Below are 24202 nucleotides of genomic sequence, written 5' to 3'. Positions count from 1 at the left end.
GTCTGTATTAGTTAATAACCAGAGGAAATACTCATGCAGCAAATTCAGATTGTCTTACCAGATGAACTTGCTTCTTTCCTAAAGGAAAAATGGGGAAATTTAGAACGTAAGCTCATAGAAATAATTGTGGTAGAGGCTTATCGCGAAGGTTCTATTAGTAGTGGTAAATTACGAGAATTATTGGGTTTTTCAACCCCTTTAGAAGCTGATAAATTTCTTAAACTTAAAGGAGTAGATTTAGACTACGATGAAGAAGATTTCTTCGCCGATCGCCAAACCCACGAACAACTAGAAAAAGAGGGAAAGTTAAAGAGGTTATGATAGTTGTTTCGGATACTTCGCCGATTTGTTATTTACTTCTAATCGGGCAAATTCAACTGCTACCTCAACTGTACGGTCAAGTTTTAATTCCTCGAATAGTGCAACAAGAATTATTGGATGAGCGATCGCCTATTGCGGTCAAAAATTGGATTAAAACTCCCCCAAAATGGTTAATAATTAAAGAAGTTACCGTTCCTGTAGACAAGGATTTAGATATTATCAGGACTTACGCACAGAAACTAAATCGAGTCAGGGCGAATGCCATTCGCTAAAGCTTGAAACTATTTGTGACATATTTAAAGTGAATTGGTATATTAATTGTTAATTTCAGGAGAAAAATAACTGATGACAACTCAAGAATTAATTGATTTAAGGACTTGCATTATGGAAGGTAGAAATCACGATGCCTTAGCAATTATTGACGAACTAGATGCCATGAGTAAAAAAGACATCATCAGAAAAATCAAATCCTATTTAATTGTGATGTTAACTCACTTAATTAAAAATCAGGTAGAAAAACGTTTAACTAATTCCTGGGCCGCATCTATCCGCTATGCAATTATTGAAATTCAAGACTTGAATTTGAGGCCAAATAAAACCTCTTATTTTATCAAAGAAGATGAATGGGACGAAATGTTAGAAAATGCTATAGAATCTGCTATTGATAGTGCCAGCACTGAGGTTGAAAATGGGGTTTACAGTCCATTTCAAATGGAAGAAATGGTGGATATAAATTCTGTAATCGCAACTACTAAGAGTTTTTTAGCCTTAACTTACAGTTATTCTGCCAATGATTTGTCAGCAGTTATTAAACAAAATTTTACTTTATTACCCGGTGGGGAAGATTGGAAGTTTGGTAAGAGAAATAAGTAGCATTTTTAATTGTTAATTTCAGGAGGAAAATAACTAATGACAACTCAAGAATTAATCGACTTAAGGACTTGCATTATGGAAGGTAGAAATCATGATGCCTTAGCACTTATTGACGAACTGGATGCCATGAGTAAAAAAGACATCATCAGAAAAATCAAATCCTATTTAACTGTGATGTTAATCCATTTAATTAAAAATCAGGTGGAAGGACGTTTAACCAATTCCTGGGCAGCATCTATCCGCTATGCAATTATTGAAATTCAAGTCTTGAATTTGAGGCCAAATAAAACTTCTTATTACATCAAAGAAGATGAATGGGGAAAAGCGATCGCGCAAGTTATAGAAGCAGCTATTCGAGATGCAAGCGTAGAAGCATTAGATGGCAATTGCAGTCCGTTTCAACTAAAAGAAATGGTAGAAACAGCTCAAGTTACTGAAAATGCTTTGAGTTTATTATCCTTAATTTACGCACATCAACCGGAGATAATAGCCGCAATTATTGACGATAATTTGGCATTATTACCCGGTGGAGAAGATTGGAAATTTGGTAGGAAGAATAAGTAGGGGATCTATTAAAAAAGCGATCGCTTCCATTATAATACGATTGGGACTTACGCAAATTCACCTTAAAAACGCAATATGTAGGGGCGAATGGCATTCGCCCTCAAATGGCATTGGCTAACGCCAAGCTCCGCTAACGCGCTCACTCGATATAGTGTCCGTGCGTAAGTCCTGATTATGAGCTAATAACCAGAGGAGTGAAAAATATCAAAGTGCTAAAAAAACTAAAATCATACCATAGCCTTTTTATCTACAGTATTTTAATCTTAATATCTGCCTGTAGCAACACATCAAATATTTCGGACAACCCTACACTCACTAACAATAAAAGTTCTAAATTAGAGACATTAAAATTTGAAAAAAAGCCCATTAACGACAAAGGTGGATACTTCTATACTAACGGCGAATACGCTCTTGGACCATTCACTCCAACAATGATTAAAAAATGTCGAGAATGGGGAGGTGGAGGCAGTTGCAATAGTAACCAATGGTCAGAAAAATTATTTCTCCAAGCATACGGAAACAGAAGATGTCCGGAGGGAGCTACCCTCAACAAAATTATCGGTTATTGTGTGGAAAATAACCAAGTCATGGGTCCTTTTCCTCAAGAATTAATTTCTGCTTGTGTCAAAGCTAATGGTGGAAATAGCTGTCAGTTGAACCTTTGGAATGCACGTTTCCTCTACAAATTGATGCAAGATGAAGGTATCGTGAGCAAAATAGATAAACCGCCCCAGTTTGTGATGTTAGCATTTGATGGTTCCAGATCCCTAGACGCTTGGAAAAGATCGCGCAACTTTGCTCAAGAAATGGAGAAAAAAGGTATTAACCTGCGGTTCACTTATTTTGTCAGTGCAGTATATTTTGTCAGCAAAGACAAACGAAAACTTTACGATGCTCCCGGTGGGAAAGGAAAAGGTCGGTCGGATATTGGTTGGGGTGATACAGCGGAAGATATTGCTCTGAGACTGGAACAGGTTAATCTTGCTTATCAAGAAGGTCACGAGATCGGGTCTCATGCGGTAGGTCATTTTGATGGTAGCAAATGGAGTGAGAAAGACTGGAGCGAAGAGTTTAAATATTTCGAGCAATTTTTCTTTGGAGCGCATAAAATTAATAATTTGCCAGGTTCCCTAGTATTTGATCGCACTGCCATCGAAGGTTTTCGCGCACCACTATTAGCTCGAAGTCCTGGTTTGTATAAAGTTTTAGCCAAAAATGGTTTCCGCTATGACACTAGCAAAGTAGCATTATCTAACTATTGGCCGCGAAAGGAAAATGGTATTTGGAATTTTCCGTTAGCTAGTCTGACTAACTCTCGTGGAAAGAATGTTCTGTCAATGGATTACAATTTTTATTATTTGCATTCTAAGGCAAAACCAAACCCTCGTAATGCTAAACGTTATGAGGAGGATACTCTGAAAACTTACATGAAATATTTCCAGAAAAACTATAATGGCAACCGCGCTCCTATAGATATTGGGCATCATTTTTCAGCTTGGAATAACGGTGCTTACTGGAACGCAATGTTTCGGTTTGCTGAGTCTGTCTGTGGTTTACCAGAAGTTCGATGTATTACTTATAGTGAGTTAGCAGATTTTATGGATCTGTTGAGTGACGAGCAAATTACTGCTTATCAGGAGGGAAATTTTCGGCGTTAGTGAAGTGCGTGTATGATATTAATCTTAATTATTTAGGAGTCAACCCACCCCTAACCCCTCCCAACCCACCCCTAGCCCCTCCCAACCCACCCTAGCCCCTCCCAGGAGGGGAGGGGAAGTCAGGAGTCAGGAGTCAGGAGGAAAGAAAGAAGAAGAAAGGGTGTTGTTGAGGGGCGGGATGAATCTTTTTGGAACAGGTGAATCTCATCTTTAATACTTGATACTTCTTTTTTCTCCAAACCTAAAATTCATCCCACAAATATGTAACCCACATTCGGCACCACAAAATGTAGCAACCGAAGAAGGAGTCAGGAGACAACCCACCCTAACCAGTCCCAACCCACCCTAGCCCCTCCCAGGAGGAGGGGAAGACAGGAGACAGAATTTTAGAACAAAATCATAGCTGCCGCGATCGAGTACACGATCAAGCAAGTATTTATGCGTAAATTTTTTATTCGGAATTTGATCGAGGAAAAAAGTAATTGAGATGATTTGTATAGTATAAATACTTACCAAGCTACGGGTTCATATACGACTTTTAATGTTACAAATTGACGTGCGGAATGTGGGATGCAACGCTAAAATTTTCCGAAAAGTTCAGAGGATGAGGTTGCTCAGGAATAGTTGAATAAAGAGGAAAGCAAAATTATATAGAACCTATTTGAATGAATTACGCTCAATTTAATTAATCTAATCTAATGATAAATCTAGCATTTCAAATATTGCTTGAAAATATATCCTGTTATTACTTAATATTTCCTGAACCCAATAATTAATCAATTGCTGGAACATCTTATCTTTTGTTGTCCAGTTAACTTTACTATCAGCTTCTTTGCTATCTTTGATAATTTGCATAACACATTTAATATATGCTTCTCTCAAAAAATCATAACCAATATGACCATGACATAGCCATTTCACAATCTCAAAAGATGTTTGATTAATAGGTTGAATATAGATTTTATAATTTTGCTTAAGTTCTAAAATTTTGCACTTGGGTACATCACGTTTATCGGTCAGAAAAATTAACCAATCTTCTAATAAAAAATTATTTCCCCAGAGGTTAACTCAATAAAATTTCTCCAAGGAACGCCAGATTCTATTCTTTGTAACAGGCTACTTTTAGTAGCAGCTAAACCAACAGTACAAGCTGAATATATTACCGATTTAAAAATTTGCCTAAATAAATTTGTAGCTATTTGGGGATTAGGTATTGTTGTATTTATGTCAAAAAAATTACTAACTATATCGAGTTCAAATAAATAGTTTTCTAATGAGTGTCCTCGTGTTCTAATAATTCGTTCTTCTATATTATGTCCTGGAAAATTGTCTTGCAATATTTGAGTTTTTTCATAATCCCAATCAAACATATCGAAATCCCGGTCTACAAAACCTATAAATTTATGACTGTAAGATTTACCAACTATACTTTTAGCAATTTCCTGAATTTTTTGTTTATTGTTACCTGTTCCTGAATCAGCTTTAATTAAAGATTCTGCTGAATCTACCAAAACCTGTTCTGTTAGTTCTGGTTTATCTATTTCATTTGCCAAATAAGACAACATCCTTTCTATAAAATATTTATCATTTTTGCCTTCAACTAAAATATGTTTTTACTACTATTCATCAAGTAAATTCGATACTCTTGTGGAGTAAATTTAGGAGTATTTTTTGCCATTATTATTATTTTTCCTCTTTTTTAATAGAACTTATACCATTTATCTGTAATAATGCACTTAATAATTATTGGTCAGACCTGATTAAACTGACTATTCTCATCTTTATATTAAGTGCCACTTCATGGAGAAATGGTATTACGCAAAACAAAATATTTCTGTCATTAGGAACGATAGCGTTTGCGTAGCATTCCGCAGGAAAGTAATCTCAAACCAACATTTTCGTGTTGAATGTGTAAGTTCTGTTTGATTTTAATTTGACTTATCTACTATTGTTGTGGAAACTATATGAATAATTTTGGTAAACATCCAGCTATTAGTCGTCATATCTCAGCAATAATACCTCTTAAATACTGAGTTTAAATGAATACAAATTTTCAAGTCAAGGGAGACAGTTTTGTTTAGTAATATTTAACTCAGACTGAATTAATAAAGCTTTTACCACTCACTAAAAACAATAGCTGATAGCTGACTTATGTTTGCGCAGCAGTCCGCAGGAAATGCTTACTAATTTTGAGTTATTGTAGGTTCAAGTATTATTATTTCGTCTTCATAGTCAGCTCCTACTATTGGAGAATGAGTACAAGCAATAATTTGTTTGTTACCTAACTGTTGAGAGATTTTTTCTAATAATTTACGTTGCCAGTCTACATGAAGAGAAATTTCAGGTTCATCAATTAAAACTATTTCTTGTTCGCTCATCTGAGAGGCAGCATATATCATAGTTAGAATTTGACGTTCTCCTGATGATAATGCTTTACTTATTCCAGGAATAGGAGGCTTACCATTATGAAAATTTATGCCTAAAGTTGGTAAATTTTTGAAGATAATTTCTATCTCTTTACTTTCTAAAAATGAGTTAATAGCATCTAGATATTTTTCAATATTTTGAAAGTAAGTTTTCTGTTCATCAGATATTTTTTGCAGTGCTTCTCTGTAGGTAATTAAAATCCTTACAGCAGCTTTTTTAGATTCTTCATCAGCTTGAAATGATTCAACAGCAGTGCGGAGGTCTTCAAGCATTTGAAATTTCAGTTCGTTACTGAGTTGTTTGATTTCTTCTAGAATTGAATTTGAGTCTTCTTCTACAGGTTTTGAATTTTTGGAGAGAGTATTAAATATTTGAGGTAGAATGTTTCCTAAATATTTTTGTTCTGCTTGCTTTAGTTGATAAAAAGCTTCAGAAATTTCTTGGTTTAATACTTGCTCTATTTCAATAATAGATGGATAGTTTAGTAAGGGTACAAAGTCTCCAAAAATTTGACGTGCAAAATCTGTTTTTAGTTGTTGCTTTTCTTCATTATAAATATCTTTTAGTTTGTCTTTTTCTTCCTGTGTTGATGCCCAAGCTTCTATCATACTTCTAAAAGCTGGAAAATAAGCTGTTATTAATTTTTTTCTGATGATTGATTGAGAATATTATTTATAGCTATACTTTCCGCAGCAGAAACCGTAGATTTTATTAATTTTTCTCCTGCAGATGTTGTGAATTCTTGTTCTAACGATTGACTAGGAATATTATCATTTACCCATATGCTTGTCGCAGCAGCAGTCGCAGCAGAAGCCGCAGCAGCAATCACTTTGAAAAACTCTGTAGAAATATATTTTTAGTTCTTTTAAATAGAATTTTTTTTCTTCTACTCCATTCAAAAATAATATAATATCTCCATCATTTCTATTATTTTTTAACTCGACTTGACTTTCATCACTCATCCTCAGATTAATATAATCAAAATCAATAAAGGCGAATCTTTCATAGTCTTCATTGAGTAAATTAGCAATAATATGTAGCAAAGTAGTCTTCCCTTTGCCATTTTTAGCAAATAAAACATTAACCCCTTGATGAAAATCTAAATTTATATCAAAAATTCCGTAAATTCCTTTGGCTTCAAGATGCTTTATATATACAGACATATTTTTATTACTCCTGTTGCAGGTTACATTCCTTTTATTTATTTTACCCTTTTTAAGGGGGGAGTCTTCAAAGTCCCCCTTTTTAAGTTATGCTTTATAAACATCTTTCTTAACATAAAAATTGACAAAATAGACAAATTATGTTGGATACTTTAAAAGCCTTTTTCTAGAGAGAAAATGTATTTAAAAGTATATTGATTTTGATAAATTAAATAATTTTACTTAGATGCTATGACTATTTCTCCCTTCTCTCCTGCTCCCCTTCTCCCCTGCTCTCCGTGTCCCCGTTTCTCCGCGTCTCCGTGTCCTCGTCTCTGAGGAGTTCCTTATAAGGGATAGCTTTTTAAGGGGGATTTAGGGCGATCGTAAATGTAGTTCATAACTATGAGAATTGCTATGGCATTCTTTTTTTAAATGAGTATTAATAGCAAAACAACTTTCTTGAGACTTTAATAACCTATCAAGGTATTTTATTTAAGGCATACTGCCTGAAAATTTTACCGAATATCAAAGATAAAATTGCTGATGTAATTTTTGCAGATCCACCTTTTAATTTAGGTAAAAATTACGGTCATAAATCTAATGATTTGTTGGCGAATAGTGAATATTTTAATTGGTGTTTTACTTAGATAAATGAATACGAACTTTACCCAAAGGATTAATTTTATATTCTTTACAGCAAAGCCAACTTAAATTTAATGAAAAATTGGTACAGCTAAAGATTCATACATTTCACTAGAAAAAGGTTGAAAATCATCATGTTTGACTATTAAATGACAAAGCAATCTCATTTGTAACGGTGCCGGTGGTAGATTTACCCGTTCTAATGTTACTTTAACTGCATCAGGATACTTTTTTAGTAGGAAAAAAACATCATTTAATAAATATCGAGGGCAAAAACCTAAAAGGTAAAAATCTTCCGTGCGTAGCATTAAAGCATTTGAGTCAAAATCGTTTTGTGCATCGTGCATTAAATACAAAATTTATCCTACCTCTAATTTTTAATTCTGTCAATAGTTTCAGATGCCATATATCGGAAACCATGAGTAAAGAAATATAGATGATAACCACCATTTTTATCTTGTTCTGGATAAGGAAAAATCTCATAATTATCTGTTACTTTTTTACCTCCACTACGAGACAATAAAACCATAGGATCATCTTCTGTTTTTAAGAGATTTTGCCAACTAATAAAATCTGGATAATCCGGGCGAGACTTCCTCATAATTCTATGAGAAAATACAGGCAATAATTCCTGAGAGCGATAAACTTTATCAAATTCATTTAAAGACCAAATACCAGCAAAACCACAATCTTTTTTTGCTTTTTCTGCACCTTTCAAGTAAACAAATTCATACCAACCATTTTCATAAGTTAAGCGACCTACTGGAAACCAAGCACGACTAATTGGGTCTTGCCAAGCTAAAAATAATTTTTTCATTGCAAATTTTCTCTTATTTGTAGAAGTCTATTTTGGTTAATTGTCAGAATTTTTTGTGCAAATTCAATAGAAATTTCAGAGATACAATTTTTAGGTATACGTTCAAATAAAGACAAAGTATCCTCTGGTGATATATTGGCTAAGTTTTGGAGCCAAATTAGACCAACTTTGGGATATTCTTGTGCTGCTTTTTCAAATAAATCTAGTGTTAACATAGCTTTTTTATCTCCTATTTTTCATACATTGCTGACCTGGATTTAGCTGCATAATTTTTGACAACTTTATTATTTATTTTCTTCTGTTTTTCGGGGTCTAGTAATTCTCTACCGAGACTAGATGCGTGGTCGAATGTTGGTGCTAAACTTACTGAATCATTCATAATAAATCCCCAATTTTCGTGATGTCTATCAGTGTTACCTATCCAAGCATCTAATAATAAGTAACCAACAAAAGTTTCTATTGCTGTTTCAATACCTTCAGCAGGTTTCCAGTTTAAAGGTAAATTGATATTGATAGAATTATAGGCGATCGCCTCAACTACAATATCAAGAGTATGTTCGGAAACTTTATAATTATTAAATTCGGGATAACTTTCGTCTATTTTTACTAAAATTTTATTACCAAGTATGAGAGTGTTATTTTCTGGTACAAAGGAAGGAGAAATTGTGCCTAAATTACCTTTCCAAATTGCTAATTCATAATGTGCATAAGGTAGCTTTAGTAACTCACATAATTCTGATGCTATTTTTTCTGACCAAGCTTCCCCAGTATTAGGTCTAGCTTTTTTGTATAAATAATTAAGTTCATCCTCGCAATACCAAAATTTGTCCTTAGTTCCTAGTTGTTCAGTTTCTAAAATTGAATCTTCTTTAACTTCAATAATATTAAATAAATCGCACATTAGTAGCTATTAATTTTTAATCTAAATTAACTTCTGTTGTTAAGTTTTGATAGAGCGATCGCCTAAATTTTTTGGTATGAAAATTTTGTTCAAGAGTTAGCGGTCGCAACTTCATATTCATACATTTACTATGATAAGCAAGATGAATTTTGTCCATATTTAGGGCTTGCTGATTAAATATCAAAGCATTGACTTATATTGCTTTTAGCCTTTTTAAGTATTGAAAAAGTGCGCCTGTTTTAGCTCAAAAAGCTCATGCATGGAGCGGATTTTGGGGTGAGGGGGGCAGAAAAATCACTCTTGCCACTATGAACAACCAACTTCTCTATAACTCCCCTAACTTCTGACTCTTCACTATTCCCTATTCCCTATTCCCTATTCCCTACAAAGAGCAAAAAGACTTTCCATAAGCAAACCCTATTTAAGTATTATTTTTTTAATATCTACTGAATTATAGTACTGTGCATTACTATAAATAAATAGATGAGGTACCTTGAACTGCACGGGGAGTTATGGCATGGTTGAAATACTGTGCGCCTGTCAAAGCATTAAATTTGTCTAGGGGAAAGTTGTCAACTTACCCCTAATTTTGTATTATAAAATGGCAAAACAACTTTCTTTAAACTTTAATAACCTAAGTAAATTTTCCTGGGAAAAATACTTTGAGGATACCCAAAAAATTGAACCATGTTTTAGTTCAACTCAAGGTATTTTATTTGAGGCAAACTGCCTGAAAATTTTACCGAATATCAAAGATGAAATTGCTGATGTAATTTTTGCCGATCCTCCTTTTAATTTAGGGAAAGATTACGGTAATAAATCTAATGACTCTCTGGCAGATAAAGAATATTTGAATTGGTGTTTTGCCTGGATAGATGAATGTTGTCGCATCCTTAAACCTGGTGGTAGTTTATTTATTTATAACTTACCTAAATGGAATATATTATTAGGCTCTCATCTAATAAATTGTGGTTTAACTTTTCGCCATTGGATAACAATTAATTTAAAAGTTAGTATGCCAATAACTGGTAGACTTTATCCCAGTCACTACAGCCTTTTATATTATTCTAAAGGTAAGCCAAAAGTATTTAGAAAAATTAGGACTCCTATAGAAACTTGTCGTCATTGTGGCAAAGAAATCAAAGACTATGGCGGTCATCGTCAAGCAATGAATCCCTTGGGTGTTAATTTAACAGACGTTTGGAACGATATTCCTCCTGTACGTCATTGGAAATTTAAAAGTAAAAAGCGAAAGACTAATCAACTATCAACAAAGTTGTTAGATCGAGTTGTTCAAATGTCTAGTTTACCTGGAGACTTAATTATCGATCCATTTGGCGGGAGTGGTACAACTTATGCCGTTTGTGAAGCAAATAGTCGGAATTTGATTGGTGTATAAATACAAAATTGTGATGTAATTATTGAGAGGTTAACTGAAGGGAATTTACATTATCATCAAAATAATGATTATGTTGAAGGTTAATTTTTTGCTCTTCCAGATGTACCTTTAGGAATTCTCGGTACATCATAACTTGTATCATCATATTCTATGCCAATAATAATCAAAATACCTGGATAGCAAGCCGTACAGTTTCGCCAAAAATCAAAGTATGGTTCTAGTTCTTCAAAATTACCAATTCTATCAGTCAGATATCTTGCTAAAGTCCGACAAGGAACTATTAAAAACCAAGCTAAAATATCTTGTCTTTAAATAGCAAATGCCATTTTATTAATAGAGCGATGACTTGAGGAAATATTTCCTGTTTCCCACTCTACAGCTATTATTTTATACCAATTTTTAAAAAGAATGTTATGAATAATAAACACCATAAAAATACTTTTATATAAAGTATATTTCACGAAAAATGTAACTTCCAACATCAAAAATAGCATTAAATCTATCCATTCTGCATTCTAAATTCTAAATTCTAAATTAGAAAAATACCCTAACTATTTGTAGCAAACATTTATCAATTTGGTATTACCTGCTCTATTAAACACAGCATCTACATTTCCTAAGTTATCGCTTATAGACGCTTCTTTTCTCCAACCTTTAGCTTGCAAATACTCGATAAAATTTACTTTTATTGGTTTAACGCCGTTTCCTTCTCCTCTTTTTTACCGAATAATTAATAATTCAATAATTCAATAATTCAATAATTCAGGTTTAAAGCCTCCCCTTTCAATGGGAAAAAATAAATTTTCTCCTTTTATTCAATCCTCTTCCTTTTAGGGAGAGGTAATTATCAATTATCCATTATTGAACGAATAATTAAGGTTTAAAGCCTATCCTTTAAAGGAGAAACAAGCGGTCGAGGGATGGCGTTTGCTATCGCAAAGCTGCGCTAAAAGCGGAGCGGCTCTGATAAGAGCGGGTCTCCTCGCCATATCCAATCGACCAAGAGAGAAAAAATTTTCATGATTAGTCAATCCTATCCGCTTTCAAGGAGAGGTAATTATTAATTAGAGTTGTTGGGAAATAAGGTAAAATCAGCCAAGAAGAAATAGGCGCTTAGAAATGCTAAATATTGAACGGGCCTTAAAACAGGATAGGTTACTCAGGGCATTAACAGGATTAAATCGAAAAGCATTTCAATCCTTGCTCTTCGCGTTTACTCAGGTATATGAGCAAACATTAACAGACAAACCTCGTCAACGCTCTGTTGGAGGAGGCCGTAAGGCTCGTTTACGCAATGCTGAAGACAAATTATTTTATATTCTCTTCTACTTTAAATGTTACCCTACCTTTGATTTGGCCAGTATCCTGTTTGACATCGACCGCAGCCAGGCACATCATTGGACTCATCGTTTACAGCCTATATTAGAAGCAGCTCTGGGAGAAAAAAAGGCGCTACCAGAGCGTCAAATTAACTGTGTACAGACATTTATAGAGCGTTTCCCTGGAGTAGAACGAGTAATAATGGATGGGACAGAACGGCCTGTGCAACGACCCACTGACTCAGAAAAACAAAAACTGAATTATTCGGGAAAAAAAAAGCGTCATACGAGTCAACACCTAGCAGCAGTAAACCAAAACAAACAAGTATTGGTATTGAGTCAGGCAAGAGAAGGAAAATTACATGACAAGAAATTCCGTATAGGAAGAAAAGTTGATAGGAAGTATACCCGTGGAGATACCAATTGAAGTAGATAGTGGCTTTCAAGGTATTCAACACCAGTATGAAAATATCCCCATACCCCATAAAAGACCAAAGGGGGGAGAATTAACTGAGCAGCAAAAGACTGAAAATCGGACATCATATCAATCTAGGGTGGTATGTGAAAACGCCTTCGCCGGTGTCAAACGCTATGGAGCTGTCAATCAGATTTACCGTAATCACGCTTGTTGATTTTGATGACAAATTAATGTTAACAGCGACTGGACCCGTGGAAGTTGTACCTGATGGCAGCATAAATAATAAGATTACTAACCAAAATTGATCAGTTGAGTTTTCATTTTTCGCTAACCTAAGTTATTTCCCAACAACTCTATTAATTGTCTGATTCAACTCCTCTAGTTTTACATTTACAGTGTACCTTTGAGGAGGTTTCTCTAGGGTGCTAACTATAAGTTCAATGCGGTCATCCAATACCAGAGGATACAGTAAAACACCGTTTTGCTCAAGGTTGCCTAACTGGTCTTGCAAGATATCGAAATATTTTAGGTCTAAGCTTTGTTCTTTTGCTTTTTTTACCAGTGTATCTACTTTTTTTTGCACTGAGTTCCTTTGGAAATAGTTGTTGAGTTGTTGCTGAAACTTTTGTTCTTGTTTCTCTAGTTCAGAAAAGCGTGACTGTTGAACGGGAGTGCGCTTAGTTTCAGGAATCAAACTCAGTTCGTTCAGTTCGCTGCTGACTGCATTCGCCGACTGGAGAATGTTGTCGTAACCTTCCCATATTTCTTGCTCTAGGGACAAAAATTCAATGCCATTTAGAGTGTCTTCGTTACCCTGAACGCTACGGGTGTACTCTTCGAGTTCTTGAACTTTGAGCAAGTCAATTACTCGTAGAGCTTCTAGAGGACGGTCTTTGCGGAGTAGAAGTTCGGCGAGAGCGCGATATCTGTTGGCAATACTTTCTGCATAAGTCTCTTGGAGTTCTTTTGGTAAAGCTTGCAGGTCTTGGCGAATAGACTCGTTAATGTTGATTGATTGTTTTAATAAAATAATGGCTGTTCTTTGTTCCCGCCTCTTAATTGTTGGTAGTTGGCGATCGCTTCGGCGCTTTTTTGGGGTAGGGTTAATTTTTCTTGGTCTTGTCTACCTTTGCCTATTATTAATAGGGAGCGCGAGCGACAGTTGACATCTCCTACGTTAATGTTGGAGATTTCGGAACGTCTCAATGCTAAGTCCCATAAGAGTCTGAGGATAGCATAGTCACGGAGTCCTGAGAAGGTTTCTCTGTCTGGTAGGGCTAATATTTTTTTATATTCTGTGCCGGGAATGCCTGTTGTGTCGCGATATGTTGTTACTTTGTCACTTTTAATTCCTGCTAAAGTTAGAGTTGATATTCCCATTTGTACAGCAAAATTAACTAGGGATTTTATAGCAGCAATTTTTCTATTTACAGTGTTGACTTTGAGTCCTTTGTCGTAGAGAAATTGTCTGTATGCTAATACTGCTGTTGTGGCTTCTAGTTGTGATAATTGTAGAAAGGAGTAGGGGTCATATCCTAAGAATTGGCTAAATTCTTGGAAGTCTCGGCTGTATTCTTTACGGGTTTTGGGAGATTTTTTAGAGGCTAAGACAGCAGCAATTATATCTGGTTGTGGGTGGAGTTTATTTAGCATTTTAAGTATATATATGTAGTAACATATTAGTTAAGTATAGTAGCAGATGTTGTATTTTTTTAGACAAGATGAATACTTATGTTGAAGCTAAAAAGCTAGAGCAAAAATATCCTGTGCTGATAAATTGAACTTTGGAAAAGTTGGAGAAACAATTACAGCCTCTTTAGTAAATGGAACCATCTGATACTCCCCATCAACCAAATTACAAACAAAAAATGTAGGTTGTTTGGGATTGCCAATAAACTTTCTCGGTCCCAATGCTGCATAATCAACAATCCAATATTCCTCAATACCCATTTCCTCATAATCTCGAAGTTTATTGTAATAATCGTCACGCCAATTACTCGAAACAACCTCGACAATTAATTTCACCGTATCGGGATTTTGTATAACTGATTCCTTTTCCCAGCGGGGTTCTGCACCAAGAACTTCTTTATTCAAGACAATTATATCCGGTTCATAGCCAGTTTTTTCGCTCTTGGGTTTGACAATTGATTCCCTGGGAATAGTCCAAATACCACCTTTACCCATCTGCCTAATATTTATCAACAGTTGCTCTATTAAAGAACCTGCTAAATTAGAATGTTTTCCCTTTGGCTTAGGCATTTCTATAATAACCCCGTCGTGTAATTCGTACCGGAATTCTGAAGAATCAGGATACCAGGCGATAAATTCATCAAAGCTGATAAGTTTTGGTTGGGTTTGAGCTTGAGTCATAATTGGTTAGGTTGAATATTGACATCCTATTAGATATTTTAGGTGATGAAATTTTTGACCTGCGCAACTATAGTAGATTTGGAAAACTGGTTAAATCAACAACTAAAATAGCTAAATATGGGTCGGGATGTATGGCCTCATCCAACAATTACCAAAAAAATTACCATCAGATACTTTACCATAAATAATATCAATCCCCGAAAAGATATCACAATAAACTTTTTCACGACTGTCTGACCAGTTTATATTAATGGTATTGCTGGCTGGCTAAAACTTTAGGTGGCAGGCAGTGAGAGCCACCTTAAACAAACTTTGCAACCCTGTACTTTATGACGCTCTCCTTGTGATGATTAATTATTTTTCTGCTAAGAGTTGAAATTTAAGGTTTTGCTCCTGTTTCATATTCATCTATTTTTTGACATAAACTTTCTACGGTTTCGTTTTCTTGTAGTTGATTTTTGAAAGCCAGATAATCACCTTTTCCTAGATTAAAGATTGCTACAAAGCGCAAAAAATCAATAGGGGGTAATTGCTTTTGTAAAATCAGTAAAACTTTTTCGATTAATTGTTCATTTTCAGGTATTTTAACTGTCATTTTACACCTCAGCAATAAAATTAATAGGGTTAACAGTTTTAAGAGTTGATAAAGTTTGACAACGATTAATTAATCGTCGATCACAAGTTATAAAATAGTCACAGTTTGCTGATTCTGCACTGGCAACGTGAAGAGCATCAAAGGTTTTAATTCCTTGATTTTCTAACTCCTTGGCTCTTTTTTCTACTTCTTTTGTTTTGGCTTGTCTTATATTAGCCATTTTCTGTTTTTGATTTAATTTAGGATTACGGCTATTTTCATAGTCGAGAATACTTGAGTTCACGCTCTTCAATCTCTCGATTTTCAATCATCCCTAAAATCAACAAAACTGCTTCAGTTTCTAAGGCGATTTTATTTTGTGTTTGGTCATCAAAAGGACGATTATAAACACTGGTATCTAAATAAACTCTAATAGAGTTGTTGGGAAATAAGGTAAAATCAGCCAAGAAGAAATAGGCGCTTAGAAATGCTAAATATTGAACGGGCCTTAAAACAGGATAGGTTACTCAGGGCATTAACAGGATTAAATCGAAAAGCATTTCAATCCTTGCTCTTCGCGTTTACTCAGGTATATGAGCAAACATTAACAGACAAACCTCGTCAACGCTCTGTTGCAGGAGGCCGTAAGGCTCGTTTACGCAATGCTGAAGACAAATTATTTTATATTCTCTTCTACTTTAAATGTTACCCTACCTTTGATTTGGCCAGTATCCTGTTTGACATCGACCGCAGCCAGGCACATCATTGGGCTCATCGTTTACAGCCTATATTAGAAGCAGCTCTGGGAGAAAAAAAGGCGCTACCAGAGTGTCAAATTAACTGTGTACAGACATTTATAGAGCGTTTCCCTGGAGTAGAACGAGTAATAATGGATGGGACAGAACGGCCTGTGCAACGACCCACTGACTCAGAAAAACAAAAACTGAATTATTCGGGAAAAAAAAAGCGTCATACGAGTCAACACCTAGCAGCAGTAAACCAAAACAAACAAGTATTGGTATTGAGTCAGGCAAGAGAAGGAAAATTACATGACAAGAAATTCCGTATAGGAAGAAAAGTTGATAGGAAGTATACCCGTGGAGATACCAATTGAAGTAGATAGTGGCTTTCAAGGTATTCAACACCAGTATGAAAATATCCCCATACCCCATAAAAGACCAAAGGGGAGAATTAACTGAGCAGCAAAAGACTGAAAATCGGACATCATATCAATCTAGGGTGGTATGTGAAAACGCCTTCGCCGGTGTCAAACGCTATGGAGCTGTCAATCAGATTTACCGTAATCACGCTTGTTGATTTTGATGACAAATTAATGTTAACAGCGACTGGACCCGTGGAAGTTGTACCTGATGGCAGCATAAATAATAAGATTACTAACCAAAATTGATCAGTTGAGTTTTCATTTTTCGCTAACCTAAGTTATTTCCCAACAGCTCTATTATTAATTATTAATTGTTGAACACTTTCTGGATAGATAGTAAATTTTCTACTTTCTTCAGGCAATTCAACTTGTTTTATTGCTTCTTCAACATCGTGACGAGCTTGTAAATAGATACTATTACTCTCAACTTCTGAGGAAGTTAATAGAGTCTCCATTTTCTGGATTTTCATTCTTTTTTACTAGCTTGAAGTAGTCAGGACTTACGCAAAGGCACTATTTATAGAGTATAAAAACTATTGTTCAACAGTTTGTAGCACTATATAGCCTATCAGCGTAAGTCCTAGTAGTATTAATAAGCTTTTCAACTTCTGCAATAAACTGGGAAGGAAGAATATTAAAGCAGTCGATCATCGAAAAATTACATCTACAGGACTTACGCAAAGACACTATTTATAGAGTATAAAAACTATTGTTCAACAGTTTGTAGCACTATATATAGCCTATCAGCTTCAATAATTGATAATTGATAATGGATAATTGATAATTACCTCTCCCTAAAAGGAAGAGGATTGAATAAAAGGAAAATTTTTCTTGTTTCCCTTGAAAGGGGAGGCTTTAAACCTAAATTATTTAATTATTTAATTATTTAATTCTTAATTCTTCGGTAAGTCCTAGTAGTATTAATAAGCTTTTCAACTTCTGCAATAAACTGGGAAGGAACAATATTAAAGCAGTCGATCATCGAAAAATTACATCTACAAGACTTACGCAAAGGCACTATTTATAGAGTATAAAAACTATTGTTCAACAGTTTGTAGCACTATATATAGCCTATCAGCTTCAATAATTGATAATTGATAATGGATAATTGATAATTACCTCTCCCTAAAAGGAAGAGGATTGAATAAAAGGAAAATTTTTTCTTGTTTCCCCTTGAAAGGGAGGCTTTAAACCTAAATTATTTAATTATTTAATTATTTAATTCTTAATTCTTCGGTAAGTCCTAGTAGTATTAATAAGCTTTTCAACTTCTGCAATAAACTGGGAAGGAACAATATTAAAGCAGTCGATCATCGAAAAATTACATCTACAGGACTTACGCAAAGACACTATTTATAGAGTATAAAAACTATTGTTCAACAGTTTGTAGCACTATATAGCCTATCAGCGTAAGTCCTAGTAGTATTAATAAGCTTTTCAACTTCTGCAATAAACTGGGAAGGAACAATATTAAAGTAGTCGATCATCGAAAAATTACATCTACAAGACTTACGCAAAGACACTATTTATAGAGTATAAAAACTATTGTTCAACAGTTTGTAGCACTATATATAGCCTATCAGCTTCAATAATTGATAATTGATAATGGATAATTGATAATTACCTCTCCCTAAAAGGAAGAGGATTGAATAAAAGGAAAATTTTTTCTTGTTTCCCCTTGAAAGGGGAGGCTTTAAACCTAAATTATTTAATTATTTAATTATTTAATTCTTAATTCTTCGGTAAGTCCTAGTAGTATTAATAAGCTTTTCAACTTCTGCAATAAACTGGGAAGGAACAATATTAAAGCAGTCGATCATCGAAAAATTACATCTACAGGACTTACGCAAAGACACTATTTATAGAGTATAAAAACTATTGTTCAACAGTTTGTAGCACTATATATAGCCTATCAGCGTAAGTACTAGTAGTATTAATAAGCTTTTCAACTTCTGCAATAAACTGGGAAGGAAGAATATTAAAGCAGTCGATCATCGAAAAATTACATCTACAGGACTTACGCAAAGACACTATTTATAGAGTATAAAAACTATTGTTCAACAGTTTGTAGCACTATATATAGCCTATCAGCGTAAGTACTAGTAGTATTAATAAGCTTTTCAACTTCTGCAATAAACTGGGAAGGAAGAATATTAAAGCAGTCGATCATCGAAAAATTACATCTACAGGACTTACGCAAAGACACTATTTATAGAGTATAAAAACTATTGTTCAACAGTTTGTAGCACTATATATAGCCTATCAGCGTAAGTACTAGTAGTATTAATAAGCTTTTCAACTTCTGCAATAAACTGGGAAGGAAGAATATTAAAGCAGTCGATCATCGAAAAATTACATCTACAGGACTTACGCAAAGACACTATTTATAGAGTATAAAAACTATTGTTCAACAGTTTGTAGCACTATATATAGCCTATCAGCGTAAGTACTAGTAGTATTAATAAGCTTTTCAACTTCTGCAATAAACTGGGAAGGAAGAATATTAAAGCAGTCGATCATCGAAAAATTACATCTACAGGACTTACGCAAAGACACTATTTATAGAGTATAAAAACTATTGTTCAACAGTTTGTAGCACTATATATAGCCTATCAGCGTAAGTACTAGTAGTATTAATAAGCTTTTCAACTTCTGCAATAAACTGGGAAGGAACAATATTAAAGTAGTCGATCATCGAAAAATTACATCTACAGGACTTACGCAAAGACACTATTTATAGAGTATAAAAACTATTGTTCAACAGTTTGTAGCACTATATATAGCCTATCAGCGTAAGTACTAGTAGTATTAATAAGCTTTTCAACTTCTGCAATAAACTGGGAAGGAAGAATATTAAAGCAGTCGATCATCGAAAAATTACATCTACAAGACTTACGCAAAGACACTATTTATAGAGTATAAAAACTATTGTTCAACAGTTTGTAGCACTATATATAGCCTATCAGCGTAAGTACTAGTAGTATTAATAAGCTTTTCAACTTCTGCAATAAACTGGGAAGGAAGAATATTAAAGCAGTCGATCATCGAAAAATTACATCTACAAGACTTACGCAAAGACACTATTTATAGAGTATAAAAACTATTGTTCAACAGTTTGTAGCACTATATATAGCCTATCAGCGTAAGTACTAGTAGTATTAATAAGCTTTTCAACTTCTGCAATAAACTGGGAAGGAAGAATATTAAAGCAGTCGATCATCGAAAAATTACATCTACAGGACTTACGCAAAGACACTATTTATAGAGTATAAAAACTATTGTCTAACAGATTCTAGCACTATATATAGCGTATATGCGTAAGTCCTAATCTATAGTTGGTGACTTTAAACCACGCTCCAAAAGACTAATATAAGTGCGGTGTAAACCAGCTTCAAACCCAAGCTCTTCTTGACTTAACTTTAAAGCTTCCCGTTTTTGCTTCAAAACCCTTCCAAATGCTTCTGCTAAACTCACTTTGAGCTGAAAATATATTTGAAGATTATCTTAAGATTCTCTGGTTATTTAGTCTTCAGACTATAGTCTGCAAAAATTAAAAATTTGATTTAGTCGCTACAATCATTTATATGTCTTTCTATAGCAGGGAACAGGGAACAGGGGGACAGTTGGAAAAACATTTCCGCTGCCTAAGATTTATCATCAGTCTATGTCCTAACTAATTCTTTCTTAGCTATAACTCAGACATTTACCATGACCCAAAAATTAGGTCTCAAGTCTCCCTTTTCAAGGGGATGAAAAAGAAAATTCTGGTTTTCAAACTTCCGACTTCAGGGGTCGGTACTGATAACTGATAACTGATAACTGATAACTGATAACTGATAACTGAAATGACCAAAACTTTCGATTTCCAAGACGAATACGACATCATTGTAGTAGGCGCCGGCCACTCCGGGTGTGAAGCAGCTCTCGCAACTGCGCGCCTCGGTTGCCGCACTCTCCTACTCACTCTCAACCTGGATAAAATTGCCTGGCAACCATGCAACCCTGCTGTTGGGGGACCTGCAAAATCTCAACTTACACACGAGGTGGATGCTTTGGGTGGAGAAATCGGCAAAATGAGCGATCGCACTTATCTCCAAAAACGCATCCTTAACTCATCTCGTGGGCCTGCTGTCTGGGCGTTACGCGCTCAAACTGACAAACGGGAATACGCCGCTGTTATGCGTAACATTGTCGAAAACCAAGAAAACCTCCGAGTTCGGGAAAGCATGGTTACAGACCTACTTCTGGGAGACAACGACGAAATTATTGGAGTAGAAACCTACTTCGGTGTTGCCTTCAAATGTAAAGCTGTCATCCTCACTACCGGAACATTCCTGGGGGGAGTAATTTGGGTAGGCAACAAATCAATGCCAGCAGGTCGTGCGGGTGAATTTCCTGCCATCGGTTTAACCGAAACCCTCAATAAACTTGGTTTTGAAACCGGACGCCTGAAAACGGGTACTCCTGCCAGAGTTGACAAACGTTCTGTTGACTACACTGACCTGGAAGAGCAACCAGGGGATGAAAAAGTGCGTTGGTTTAGTTTCGACCCGGAAGTGTGGGTGGAACGGGAACAAATGTGTTGTTATCTGACGCGCACTACTGAAGAAACTCACAAACTGATTCGCAATAATTTGCACTTGTCTCCTGTTTATGGTGGGTGGGTGGATGCGAAGGGTCCCCGTTATTGTCCGAGTATTGAGGATAAAATTGTTCGCTTTGCTGATAAAAGTAGTCATCAAATATTTATTGAACCGGAAGGTCGTGATATTCCAGAACTTTATATTCAGGGGTTTTCTACTGGTTTGCCTGAGAAATTGCAATTACAAATGTTGCGGAGTTTGCCTGGTTTGGAAAATTGTGTGATGTTACGACCTGCTTATGCTGTGGAATATGATTATTTGCCTGCGACTCAATGTTATCCGACGTTGATGACAAAGAAAGTTGAGGGGTTATTTTGTGCTGGTCAAATTAATGGTACCACTGGATATGAAGAGGCAGCAGCTCAGGGTCTTGTGGCGGGAATAAATGCGGTTAAATTTGTTAAGAATGAAGAGATGATTATTTTCCCCAGAGAACAAAGTTATATTGGTACTTTGATGGATGATTTATGTACAAAAGATTTGCGAGAACCCTATCGAATGTTGACGAGTCGTTCGGAATATCGTTTGATTTTACGGTCCGATAATGCTGACCAAAGACTAACTCCTTTGGGTCGAGAAATTGGTTTAATTGATGACCGTCGATGGGAGTTATTTGAGAGAAAGCAAGCTAATATTAATGCTGAAAAAGCTCGGTTAAATTCAACTCGAATTAAAGAATTAGAGGAGGTAGCTATTAATATTGTTGCGGATACTCAGATAAAAATTAAAGGTTCGATTACTTTGGCAGATTTGTTGCGCCGACCTGGTTTCCATTATGTTGATTTGGAAAAGTATAATTTGGGGAATTTAGATTTGAAATTGGTTGAAAAAGAAGGAGCCGAAATTGATATTAAATATTCCGGTTATTTGCAAAGACAACAAAATCAAATCGACCAAATTAGTAGGCAAGAAAATCGAAAATTACCTGCTAATTTAGATTATTTTGCTATTTCTACTTTGTCGTTGGAAGCGCGGGAAAAATTATCGAAAGTTCAGCCTTTAACTATTGGTCAGGCGTCTCGAATTGGAGGAGTAAATCCGGCAGATATTAATGCTTTGTTGGTTTATTTGGAAGTGCAATATCGACTTGTGGGAGTTAAAAGTTAAAAGCTTTTGTAGGGTGCGTTAATGAAATGTAACGCACCATGTACAATGTTAATTTTCGCTCAGTTACGCTGACGCTAACACACCCTACTGTTGTGTCTACTTACTGTTGATAAATTTGGATTTCGTAGGGGTTTGGTCTCCAAACCCCTGATTGATATTCCAACTTATCAAAGAAACATGATTTGTAGCTAGTTTTGGCTACATTCGACAAGAAAAGGATGATTTTTAGCTAGAGTATAATCATAATAGGTTCTTTCATTGTGCTAACTCTCGCAAAGCATTTTTATATTTTTCACCGATTTAATAAAATGACTATGGTAATATCAAAATTTAGGTTGGGTAGAACAACAGTGAAACCAAATACTCAAATACGTTATAAAGGATTAATTTTGTGAAGATAAAACAGAACCTCATAAAGATTTTTGCATTTTTATAGGACTTCTTATATCCGGTAATAGCTGTAAGCCAGAGATAAGCGTAGCTCCTGAGACGTTAGCCATTCTAAACAAAGGAATTGAAGAAGTAAAACAACAACCTGGGCGATGGGAAGATAGCGTCACTAATATGATTGAACAATTAGAAGCCTCTGGAAGCAACCTTTCCCAGCAAGTCGCCAGAGATGTTCGAGAGACCTACAACAGTATGGTCGGACAAACAGGTAATGAATTTTCTTGTCGCTCGGATATTGTAGGAAAGCGATTACAACAAAAACTCGAATATATTCGCCATGAGTTAGCACCAGAGCGTTTTGCTGCACCTGTCGTCTCTCCAGTAATTTGCACTACCAATCCGGCTGACTCAATTACACCTAATACTCAATTAATTTCCTATTATGGATTGGATTTTCTGGAATTTATGGCTTCGGAACCCTTTCGAGCTTACCTACAATATGCAGATGGGGAAGTCGTAGAAGAAATTGGAGTTGCTGCTGCATCAACCAACTATCAACTTAATCTGGATATACAAAGCCCAGAAGTTAAAGAAGCAATGCAGAAACTAGATCGAACTAGGCAACCACAAATTGCAATCAAGTGGGGAAAAGAAATCAATGAGAAATCGAGCTTACCAATTATCTTACCAGAAGTAAAAGTAGAACCTCCCAAGCAAGAGTATAAGGTGGTCGGTCAAATCGGCCCATTTGGTGGACACTGGGGAAATTGGGGAAATCAGCAACAATGCTCCACAGATCAATGGGTATTAGGTGGTGAACTGAAAGTAGAAACCAGACGGGGAAGTGGTGATGACACAGCACTTAATGGTATCTATCTCAGGTGTGGTACCCACAAAGATCCAGCAAGAATTAAGGAAATTTCCTCATTAGCAGGGTCGTGGGGAAATAAATTTGAGTTAGGAACTTGTAAAAAGGGATATTATGTGGTTTCGGGTCGTCTGAGGATTGAACCTAAGCTTGGTTCTGGGGATGATACAGGTGCTGTAGATGCACAGTTTTGGTGTGAAGATGGAACCTCTTTGCAAACATCCTATCAATTGGATTGGGGGGGATGGTCAAGTCGCCAAAGTTGTCCACCTCAGAGTGCTATTTGCGGTATCAAAACCCGAGTAGAACCTTGGCAGAGAAGTGGTGATGATACAGCCCTTAATGATGCTATATTTATCTGTTGTTCCTTACCCTAACAAATCCAGTAAATGCACCACCTATGGTGTTTAATTTTCAGTGTGTTACCAAAAAACGAGGTCTAAAGCCTCTCCTTTTAAGGGGGTAAAAAAATATTTAACTCAGTATTTCAAGCCTCAGACTAAAGTCTGAAGTTAACTGATAACTGAAATGACGCTGACCGCTAAATCTTTTCGCTCTATTTATCAATAAATCAGCTCTTTTTGTAAGATAAATCCTGAAAAAA

The 24202-nt window shown here is 35.4% G+C and carries 29 protein-coding genes and 5 pseudogenes; 12 read left to right on the top strand and 22 right to left on the bottom strand.

Annotated elements, in window-relative coordinates:
* The first annotated feature begins 33 nt into the window (after positions 1-33).
* The 5 genes from SAGCYANO_RS08035 to SAGCYANO_RS08015 all read left to right on the top strand — a co-directional run bounded on the left by SAGCYANO_RS08035 (position 34) and on the right by SAGCYANO_RS08015 (position 3416).
* Positions 34-321 carry a UPF0175 family protein gene (locus SAGCYANO_RS08035; RefSeq protein ID WP_202219592.1) on the top strand — a complete coding sequence of 96 codons (288 nt, stop codon included), beginning with the start codon at positions 34-36 and terminating at the stop codon, positions 319-321.
* Entirely contained in the window at positions 318-593 is a 276-nt protein-coding gene (locus tag SAGCYANO_RS08030; RefSeq protein WP_202219591.1) for a hypothetical protein, read from the top strand. The genes SAGCYANO_RS08035 and SAGCYANO_RS08030 overlap by 4 nt, the downstream gene beginning before the upstream one ends.
* A gap of 73 nt (positions 594-666) precedes the next feature.
* The gene (locus SAGCYANO_RS08025; RefSeq protein ID WP_202219590.1) at positions 667-1194 is read left to right on the top strand and encodes a DUF29 family protein; all 528 of its coding nucleotides are present in this window, start codon (positions 667-669) and stop codon (positions 1192-1194) included.
* A 36-nt stretch (positions 1195-1230) separates the two neighbouring features.
* Positions 1231-1758 carry a DUF29 family protein gene (locus tag SAGCYANO_RS08020; protein ID WP_202219589.1) on the top strand — a complete coding sequence of 176 codons (528 nt, stop codon included), beginning with the start codon at positions 1231-1233 and terminating at the stop codon, positions 1756-1758.
* Positions 1759-1952: 194 nt separating this feature from the next.
* The gene (locus SAGCYANO_RS08015) at positions 1953-3416 is read left to right on the top strand and encodes a hypothetical protein (protein WP_202219588.1); all 1464 of its coding nucleotides are present in this window, start codon (positions 1953-1955) and stop codon (positions 3414-3416) included.
* A 690-nt stretch (positions 3417-4106) separates the two neighbouring features.
* On the opposite strand, the gene SAGCYANO_RS08010 is transcribed toward SAGCYANO_RS08015, so the two are convergent.
* The 9 genes from SAGCYANO_RS08010 to SAGCYANO_RS07975 all read right to left on the bottom strand — a co-directional run bounded on the left by SAGCYANO_RS08010 (position 4107) and on the right by SAGCYANO_RS07975 (position 9505).
* Positions 4107-4337, bottom strand: a complete 231-nt coding sequence (locus SAGCYANO_RS08010) for a hypothetical protein (RefSeq protein ID WP_202219587.1) — start codon at positions 4335-4337, stop codon at positions 4107-4109.
* 116 nt (positions 4338-4453) lie between these two features.
* The gene (locus tag SAGCYANO_RS08005; protein WP_255502494.1) at positions 4454-5023 is read right to left on the bottom strand and encodes a DUF4435 domain-containing protein; all 570 of its coding nucleotides are present in this window, start codon (positions 5021-5023) and stop codon (positions 4454-4456) included.
* A 576-nt stretch (positions 5024-5599) separates the two neighbouring features.
* On the bottom strand, positions 5600-6451 hold the full coding sequence (locus tag SAGCYANO_RS08000) for an AAA family ATPase (protein ID WP_202219586.1): 852 nt from the start codon (positions 6449-6451) through the stop codon (positions 5600-5602).
* A gap of 162 nt (positions 6452-6613) precedes the next feature.
* Positions 6614-7006 carry an ATP-binding protein gene (locus SAGCYANO_RS07995; RefSeq protein WP_202219585.1) on the bottom strand — a complete coding sequence of 131 codons (393 nt, stop codon included), beginning with the start codon at positions 7004-7006 and terminating at the stop codon, positions 6614-6616.
* A 695-nt stretch (positions 7007-7701) separates the two neighbouring features.
* Positions 7702-7977, bottom strand: a complete 276-nt coding sequence (locus SAGCYANO_RS44360; RefSeq protein WP_237395954.1) for an HIRAN domain-containing protein — start codon at positions 7975-7977, stop codon at positions 7702-7704.
* A 23-nt stretch (positions 7978-8000) separates the two neighbouring features.
* Positions 8001-8447 carry a hypothetical protein gene (locus SAGCYANO_RS44355; RefSeq protein WP_237395952.1) on the bottom strand — a complete coding sequence of 149 codons (447 nt, stop codon included), beginning with the start codon at positions 8445-8447 and terminating at the stop codon, positions 8001-8003.
* Complete coding sequence (locus SAGCYANO_RS07985) at positions 8444-8662, bottom strand: hypothetical protein (RefSeq protein ID WP_202219584.1); 219 nt, start codon at positions 8660-8662, stop codon at positions 8444-8446. The genes SAGCYANO_RS44355 and SAGCYANO_RS07985 overlap by 4 nt, the downstream gene beginning before the upstream one ends.
* A gap of 14 nt (positions 8663-8676) precedes the next feature.
* On the bottom strand, positions 8677-9348 hold the full coding sequence (locus SAGCYANO_RS07980) for a hypothetical protein (protein ID WP_202219583.1): 672 nt from the start codon (positions 9346-9348) through the stop codon (positions 8677-8679).
* Between the two features lie 16 nt (positions 9349-9364).
* The gene (locus SAGCYANO_RS07975) at positions 9365-9505 is read right to left on the bottom strand and encodes a hypothetical protein (RefSeq protein WP_202219582.1); all 141 of its coding nucleotides are present in this window, start codon (positions 9503-9505) and stop codon (positions 9365-9367) included.
* 444 nt (positions 9506-9949) lie between these two features.
* Here SAGCYANO_RS07975 and SAGCYANO_RS07970 point away from each other — a divergent pair, with 444 nt between their 5' ends.
* Positions 9950-10747 carry a site-specific DNA-methyltransferase gene (locus SAGCYANO_RS07970; RefSeq protein WP_202219581.1) on the top strand — a complete coding sequence of 266 codons (798 nt, stop codon included), beginning with the start codon at positions 9950-9952 and terminating at the stop codon, positions 10745-10747.
* Between the two features lie 80 nt (positions 10748-10827).
* Here the strand turns inward: SAGCYANO_RS07970 and SAGCYANO_RS50135 are convergent.
* Together SAGCYANO_RS50135 and SAGCYANO_RS50130 are read right to left on the bottom strand one after the other, a co-directional pair.
* Positions 10828-11178, bottom strand: a pseudogene (locus SAGCYANO_RS50135) (hypothetical protein).
* A 120-nt stretch (positions 11179-11298) separates the two neighbouring features.
* A pseudogene (locus tag SAGCYANO_RS50130) lies at positions 11299-11445 on the bottom strand (hypothetical protein); the annotation flags it as partial.
* A gap of 102 nt (positions 11446-11547) precedes the next feature.
* On the opposite strand from SAGCYANO_RS50130, the gene SAGCYANO_RS50125 reads away from it, so the two are divergent.
* From SAGCYANO_RS50125 to SAGCYANO_RS47395, 3 genes are all read left to right on the top strand, one after another.
* Positions 11548-11631, top strand: a complete 84-nt coding sequence (locus SAGCYANO_RS50125) for a hypothetical protein (protein ID WP_375339902.1) — start codon at positions 11548-11550, stop codon at positions 11629-11631.
* A gap of 235 nt (positions 11632-11866) precedes the next feature.
* Entirely contained in the window at positions 11867-12493 is a 627-nt protein-coding gene (locus SAGCYANO_RS07950; RefSeq protein ID WP_255502491.1) for a transposase, read from the top strand.
* A complete protein-coding gene (locus SAGCYANO_RS47395; protein WP_255502490.1) occupies positions 12477-12698 on the top strand; it encodes a transposase family protein in 222 nt (73 codons plus the stop codon). Before SAGCYANO_RS07950 ends, SAGCYANO_RS47395 begins: the two co-directional genes overlap by 17 nt.
* A gap of 123 nt (positions 12699-12821) precedes the next feature.
* On the opposite strand, the gene SAGCYANO_RS07945 is transcribed toward SAGCYANO_RS47395, so the two are convergent.
* The 6 genes from SAGCYANO_RS07945 to SAGCYANO_RS44345 all read right to left on the bottom strand — a co-directional run bounded on the left by SAGCYANO_RS07945 (position 12822) and on the right by SAGCYANO_RS44345 (position 15895).
* On the bottom strand, positions 12822-13343 hold the full coding sequence (locus SAGCYANO_RS07945) for a hypothetical protein (RefSeq protein WP_202219579.1): 522 nt from the start codon (positions 13341-13343) through the stop codon (positions 12822-12824).
* Between the two features lie 161 nt (positions 13344-13504).
* Complete coding sequence (locus SAGCYANO_RS07940) at positions 13505-14137, bottom strand: tyrosine-type recombinase/integrase (RefSeq protein WP_202219578.1); 633 nt, start codon at positions 14135-14137, stop codon at positions 13505-13507.
* 87 nt (positions 14138-14224) lie between these two features.
* Positions 14225-14854, bottom strand: coding sequence for a Uma2 family endonuclease (locus SAGCYANO_RS07935; RefSeq protein ID WP_202219577.1), 630 nt, complete (start codon positions 14852-14854; stop codon positions 14225-14227).
* A gap of 379 nt (positions 14855-15233) precedes the next feature.
* Positions 15234-15449, bottom strand: coding sequence for a hypothetical protein (locus tag SAGCYANO_RS07930; RefSeq protein ID WP_202219576.1), 216 nt, complete (start codon positions 15447-15449; stop codon positions 15234-15236).
* A gap of 1 nt (position 15450) precedes the next feature.
* Positions 15451-15669, bottom strand: coding sequence for a PIN domain-containing protein (locus tag SAGCYANO_RS44350; RefSeq protein ID WP_237395950.1), 219 nt, complete (start codon positions 15667-15669; stop codon positions 15451-15453).
* A gap of 37 nt (positions 15670-15706) precedes the next feature.
* The gene (locus SAGCYANO_RS44345) at positions 15707-15895 is read right to left on the bottom strand and encodes a hypothetical protein (protein ID WP_237395948.1); all 189 of its coding nucleotides are present in this window, start codon (positions 15893-15895) and stop codon (positions 15707-15709) included.
* 20 nt (positions 15896-15915) lie between these two features.
* Here SAGCYANO_RS44345 and SAGCYANO_RS07920 point away from each other — a divergent pair, with 20 nt between their 5' ends.
* Entirely contained in the window at positions 15916-16542 is a 627-nt protein-coding gene (locus SAGCYANO_RS07920) for a transposase (RefSeq protein ID WP_237395947.1), read from the top strand.
* A 326-nt stretch (positions 16543-16868) separates the two neighbouring features.
* On the opposite strand, the gene SAGCYANO_RS07915 is transcribed toward SAGCYANO_RS07920, so the two are convergent.
* The 5 genes and pseudogenes from SAGCYANO_RS07915 to SAGCYANO_RS07895 all read right to left on the bottom strand — a co-directional run bounded on the left by SAGCYANO_RS07915 (position 16869) and on the right by SAGCYANO_RS07895 (position 20064).
* Positions 16869-17060 carry a hypothetical protein gene (locus tag SAGCYANO_RS07915; protein ID WP_202219575.1) on the bottom strand — a complete coding sequence of 64 codons (192 nt, stop codon included), beginning with the start codon at positions 17058-17060 and terminating at the stop codon, positions 16869-16871.
* A 259-nt stretch (positions 17061-17319) separates the two neighbouring features.
* A pseudogene (locus tag SAGCYANO_RS50120) lies at positions 17320-17403 on the bottom strand (hypothetical protein); the annotation flags it as partial.
* A gap of 247 nt (positions 17404-17650) precedes the next feature.
* Positions 17651-17734, bottom strand: a pseudogene (locus SAGCYANO_RS50115) (hypothetical protein); the annotation flags it as partial.
* Between the two features lie 421 nt (positions 17735-18155).
* Positions 18156-18239 (bottom strand): annotated as a pseudogene (locus SAGCYANO_RS50110) (hypothetical protein); the annotation flags it as partial.
* 1675 nt (positions 18240-19914) lie between these two features.
* Entirely contained in the window at positions 19915-20064 is a 150-nt protein-coding gene (locus SAGCYANO_RS07895) for a helix-turn-helix domain-containing protein (RefSeq protein ID WP_202219574.1), read from the bottom strand.
* A gap of 371 nt (positions 20065-20435) precedes the next feature.
* On the opposite strand from SAGCYANO_RS07895, the gene mnmG reads away from it, so the two are divergent.
* Together mnmG and SAGCYANO_RS07885 are read left to right on the top strand one after the other, a co-directional pair.
* Complete coding sequence (gene mnmG / locus SAGCYANO_RS07890) at positions 20436-22340, top strand: tRNA uridine-5-carboxymethylaminomethyl(34) synthesis enzyme MnmG (protein ID WP_202219573.1); 1905 nt, start codon at positions 20436-20438, stop codon at positions 22338-22340.
* A 564-nt stretch (positions 22341-22904) separates the two neighbouring features.
* Positions 22905-23975, top strand: coding sequence for a hypothetical protein (locus tag SAGCYANO_RS07885; RefSeq protein ID WP_202219572.1), 1071 nt, complete (start codon positions 22905-22907; stop codon positions 23973-23975).
* Positions 23976-24202: the final 227 nt, after the last annotated feature.

Source organism: Okeania sp. KiyG1, assembly GCF_014132355.1.
GTDB lineage: Bacteria > Cyanobacteriota > Cyanobacteriia > Cyanobacteriales > Microcoleaceae > Okeania.
Note: the sequence above shows the minus strand (reverse complement) of the source record. Positions and strands in the feature narration are given on the sequence as shown.